Here is a 4525-nt window from a genome sequence, read left to right as displayed (position 1 = left end):
TGGTTATCCATCGATGATTGAGGCCAGGAAAAATATCAGCGAATATCTGATGCACTATTACAATCGGCAACGCCCGCATTAACACAATGACGGCGTTGCTCCGGTTCATGCCGAGAATCGGCTTAATTTATTGTCCGGAATTAGTTGACCACTACATTGGCTGATATGGACTATGTCATTGTGGTTTGTTAATCCTGGAAAGAAGATGCCGTCAACCCCGGATTGTTGATAAAACTTAGCCCGTGAAATAGCTTCTGTGGCAGTAGGATTACTTTGAAAGAACAGATCGCATCGGGCATTGATAAAAAGCTGATTCTTGGCTGAGCCGAGATTGCTGACGATTTGTTGCAGTCGGTGACAAAACACTTCAATACTCAAAAGCTGGCGTCTTCCCGCAATCATACTGTCTTCTATGTTTATTCCCGTTACGCCAAGGTGTATCAGGGTGTTTATGTTTTCGGCCACTTGTTCTGGAGCTGCCGAATAGCCTCCTTCTATATCAACTGTCAACGGAATATCGGTGTGCCTGCGAATGTCTGCAACCAGTTTCACCAGCATGCTAAAAGGCATTTGTTCACCATCCGGTACGCCCATGTATGCGGCAATGGCAGCACTGGATGTACCTATTGCGGAAAATCCCGCTTGCTGGGCGATTACTGCGCTATGGATATCCCAGATATTGGGAAGAATTAACGGTGACTTTCTTGCGGTGAATATCATGGTCGGCTCCTCCTAAAGAATGTACTGCATCTTAGTCAGGCGTCTAACCGCCCAACAACCGAAAACTGGACAGGTATTTTGATATCGTCGGATTGGGCTTATTCGCTAAGGTGGGGCCAAGGGGGTACAATGCGTTTTTTGCCAAGAACTGAGTCATTCGCGTGTCGACAAGTATTTCTCTTAAGCCATTTAACACCTTTGGATTGGATCAGCGTTGTACGGAGTTGATTGAGGCGCACTCCCGTGACGTGCTTATTGATGCCTCATTGGCAGCTTATGCTGATGAGAAACCTATGCTTGTTCTTGGCGGTGGCAGTAATCTGGTACTCACTGATGATTTTGGTGGCACAGTTATTCGGGTGATGACCAAAGGTATTGAGTTGGCTGAAACAGATAATGCCTATCGATTGAGTGTAGAAGCCGGTGAAAATTGGCACGAGCTGGTCGAGTACTGTTTAAAGCATGATATGCCGGGTTTGGAGAATATGGCGCTTATCCCAGGTACTGTGGGGGCTGCGCCTATTCAGAATATTGGCGCATATGGCATTGAGCTGTGCCAGGTGTGTGAATGGGTGGAGTACCTTGACTTATCAACAGGCGATGTTCATCGGTTAAATAATCAGGCGTGCTTGTTTGGTTATCGGGACTCGATTTTTAAAGGTGAGCTCAGAGATAAGTCGGTGATTCTGGCAGTTGGTTTAATTTTATCGAAGGCCTGGCAGCCAAATCTGTCTTATGGGCCTTTAAGTGAATTTGTCTCTGAGACGGTGACCCCTGCAGAGATATTCGACAAGGTATGTGAAGTCAGGCGCAGCAAGTTGCCGGATCCGCAGGTGCTGGGTAATGCTGGTAGTTTCTTTAAAAACCCCGTGGTCAGTGCAGCCGAGTACACAAGATTGGCCAGTGAGTTTCCCGGTATCGTGGGATACGCGCAGGCGGATGGCTCGGTAAAACTGGCCGCGGGCTGGTTGATTGATAAGGCTGGTCTGAAAGGGTATCAGCAACATGGCGTGGGCGTTCATCAGCAGCAGGCGCTGGTCCTGGTGAATCTCGGTAGTGCAACCGGGTCGTCAGTCTGCGCATTGGCGCGCCATGTTATCAGCAAGGTATTTGCAAAATTTGGCGTTATGCTGGAGCCTGAGCCCAGAGTGATTGGCCGCAATGGAGAGGTGAGGATCTGATATGCAGGATCATTGGCAGCGTAAGCGGGCTATTCTGGCTTTGCTGAATCAGGGGAGTTTTGTTTCCGGCGAAGTGCTCGCACAGGAGTTGGGTATCAGTCGGGCGGCGGTGAACAAGCATATAGAGTCGCTGGCTGACTATGGCGTATCGGTTTATAGCGTCAAAGGGCGGGGTTATAAGCTGGAAAAGCCGGTGCATTTGATTGAGCAGGTCAGGCTGCTGGATGGCATACGTCAACGCTGCTTTTATTTTGATGAGCTGGATTCCACTAATGCCTTTATGCTTGGCCATGCGCAAGAGCTAAAAAGCGGCGATCTGTGTATTGCTGAGTACCAGTCTGCTGGCCGCGGGCGTCGTGGTCGCACCTGGGTCTCCCCTTACGCCAATCATCTGTACTTTTCTTTATTCTGGCGTTTTCCACAGGGGATGGCTCAGGCAATGGGCCTAAGCCTGGTGGTTGGCTGTTCTTTGTATACGGTATTACAACAGATGGGTGTCGAAGGGCTGGGACTCAAGTGGCCCAACGATCTCTATTTGGATGGCCGTAAGCTGGCAGGCATTTTGGTCGAGATGACAGGTCAAACAGACAGTGAATGTCAGTTGGTGATTGGTGTTGGGATCAATATGTCGATGACCGAATCGCAGGGGCAAAGGATTGATCAGCCCTGGAGTGATCTGTCGGCAGTTCCTGCGTCACTCGATAAAACAGCTCTGATGCTCAATTTGCATCGGCAACTTTATAAAGACTTGCAGCAATTTGAACAGTCTGGACTGCTCCACTTTCTGCAACGCTGGCAACAGGCGGACCTATTTGCCGGAAAGCCGGTTGATTTGCACATGGGTGAACAGGTGATCAGCGGTGTCTGTATGGGGATTGATGAGCAGGGTGCGGTGCTGCTTGATACTGCTGAGGGGCGAAAGGGGTTTGTTGGGGGAGAGATCAGTCTGCGCCCCCAATAATCATCATTTCCTCAGCATCACCTGAGCCACCTGATGGCCGGCTCCTTTCTGCAGGATCAGATGTGCCCGTTCACGGGTAGGTAATATGTTCTGGCGCAGGTTAGGGCCGTTGATGCTATCCCAGATGTTAGCTGCAGTTTCTTTGGCCTGAGCATCCGACAGCTTGGCGTAGTGCTTGAAGTAAGAGTCTTGCTTGCTGAAAGCGCCGCTGCGAAACTGCAGGAATCGATTGATATACCATTTCTTCAGCAATGATTCGCTGGCATCAACATACAATGAAAAGTCTACGAAATCAGATACAAATGGCCGCCTTGTCAGGCCCGGTGAATCAATTCCGGTTTGCAATACATTGAGGCCTTCCAGGATCAATATGTCTGGCTGCCTGATAACCTGAGTATCCTCGCACCTGTCGTAGGTGATGTGTGAATACAGCGGTGCATGAACTTCCTTATTGCCTGCTTTAAGAGCGGAAATAAAATCCAGCAGCATGCGGGTGTCGTAGCTCTCCGGAAAGCCTTTGCGTTGCAGCAAGCCTTTACGCTTTAACGTTGCCAGCGGATAGATAAACCCGTCTGTTGTCACCAAATCTACTTTTGGATGTTCTGGCCAGTGTTGCAACAATGCCTGCAGAATACGGGCTGTGGTACTTTTGCCAACTGCAACGCTGCCAGCAATGGAAATAATGTAAGGGCCTTCCGTAGGCTTCTTTCCAAGGAATTCGTTAAGGATAATTCCTCTTTGCTGTTTGGCGCCGATGATCAAATTCAATAAGCGGCTCAAAGGCAAATAGATGTCTGTGACTTCATCCAGGGAGATTTGCTCATTGATGCCCCTTAGCCCTTCGAGTTCAGCCTCACTCAGGGTCATAGGCACGGCATTTCTGAGCTCCGCCCAGCTCTGACGATCAAACGTCAGGTAAAGTGCCTCTTGTATATGAGTGTTATTGATCATGGTTCATCCTCACAGACCGGAAAGGCACAGTACACCATCAGTGGAGAGCGAACAATAGTTGGAGGGCTCTGCCATTGAAGCAGAAAGGAAATCTCATCAGCAGGTTGCGACAAATTTGCACAAAATCAGGCTGGGCGGGATAAAAAAGCAGCGCTTGATGCTTTTTTTCGGGAAAATACGATTTTTCTATTGCACTCATGCCGACATTTACCTAATATCCGCTACCGAAATGAAGCGCCGGCATAGCTCAGTTGGTAGAGCAACTGACTTGTAATCAGTAGGTCCCGAGTTCGACTCTTGGTGCCGGCACCATTTTCTCTGGAGGGGTTCCCGAGTGGCCAAAGGGATCAGACTGTAAATCTGACGGCTCCGCCTTCGAAGGTTCGAATCCTTCTCCCTCCACCATTTTCCTAACGTATTAGGTAACCTAGTAGGTTAACGCGGGCGTCGTATAATGGTATTACTCCAGCCTTCCAAGCTGATAACGCGGGTTCGATTCCCGCCGCCCGCTCCAAAATGTTGCTGATATGGCTCAGTCGGTAGAGCGCATCCTTGGTAAGGATGAGGTCCCCAGTTCGATTCTGGGTATCAGCACCACTAATCTACATTTCCTAATGCGAAAAATTGGTTTCGACGAATAATATTGTTTCGTCGAAATTTTTTTGCATCTGCAGGTTTTCATCACCAAGACTCTTGGATTGAGGCACTACCA

At 49.0% G+C, this 4525-nt stretch carries 4 protein-coding genes and 4 tRNA genes; 6 read left to right on the top strand and 2 right to left on the bottom strand.

All coding sequences use genetic code 11. The annotated features are described in order from the left end of the window. Positions 1–105: 105 nt before the first annotated feature. Positions 106–720 carry an isocitrate lyase/PEP mutase family protein gene (locus ACRRUX_RS20450; protein WP_432534085.1) on the bottom strand — a complete coding sequence of 205 codons (615 nt, stop codon included), beginning with the start codon at positions 718–720 and terminating at the stop codon, positions 106–108. Between the two features lie 161 nt (positions 721–881). Here ACRRUX_RS20450 and murB point away from each other — a divergent pair, with 161 nt between their 5' ends. Together murB and birA are read left to right on the top strand one after the other, a co-directional pair. Then, positions 882–1901, top strand: a complete 1020-nt coding sequence (murB, locus tag ACRRUX_RS20445; protein WP_432534083.1) for a UDP-N-acetylmuramate dehydrogenase — start codon at positions 882–884, stop codon at positions 1899–1901. 1 nt (position 1902) lies between these two features. Further along, entirely contained in the window at positions 1903–2862 is a 960-nt protein-coding gene (gene birA / locus ACRRUX_RS20440) for a bifunctional biotin--[acetyl-CoA-carboxylase] ligase/biotin operon repressor BirA (protein ID WP_432534081.1), read from the top strand. 3 nt (positions 2863–2865) lie between these two features. Here the strand turns inward: birA and coaA are convergent, their stop codons facing one another. Beyond that, a complete protein-coding gene (gene coaA / locus ACRRUX_RS20435; protein ID WP_432534079.1) occupies positions 2866–3813 on the bottom strand; it encodes a type I pantothenate kinase in 948 nt (315 codons plus the stop codon). A gap of 236 nt (positions 3814–4049) precedes the next feature. Here coaA and ACRRUX_RS20430 point away from each other — a divergent pair. The 4 genes from ACRRUX_RS20430 (at position 4050) to ACRRUX_RS20415 (ending at position 4410) form a co-directional block, all read left to right on the top strand. After that, positions 4050–4125 (top strand) — tRNA-Thr (locus ACRRUX_RS20430). 8 nt (positions 4126–4133) lie between these two features. Continuing rightward, positions 4134–4218 (top strand) — tRNA-Tyr (locus tag ACRRUX_RS20425). A 35-nt stretch (positions 4219–4253) separates the two neighbouring features. Further along, positions 4254–4327 (top strand) — tRNA-Gly (locus tag ACRRUX_RS20420). A 7-nt stretch (positions 4328–4334) separates the two neighbouring features. Next, positions 4335–4410: transfer RNA gene (locus ACRRUX_RS20415), tRNA-Thr, on the top strand. The last annotated feature ends 115 nt before the right edge of the window (positions 4411–4525 follow it).

Origin of the sequence: Shewanella sp. GXUN23E, assembly GCF_050865035.1 — a bacterium.
Classification (GTDB): Bacteria; Pseudomonadota; Gammaproteobacteria; order Enterobacterales; family Shewanellaceae; genus Shewanella.
The sequence above is the reverse complement of the archived record's forward strand: the minus strand, read 5'-3'. Positions and strand labels throughout refer to the sequence as shown.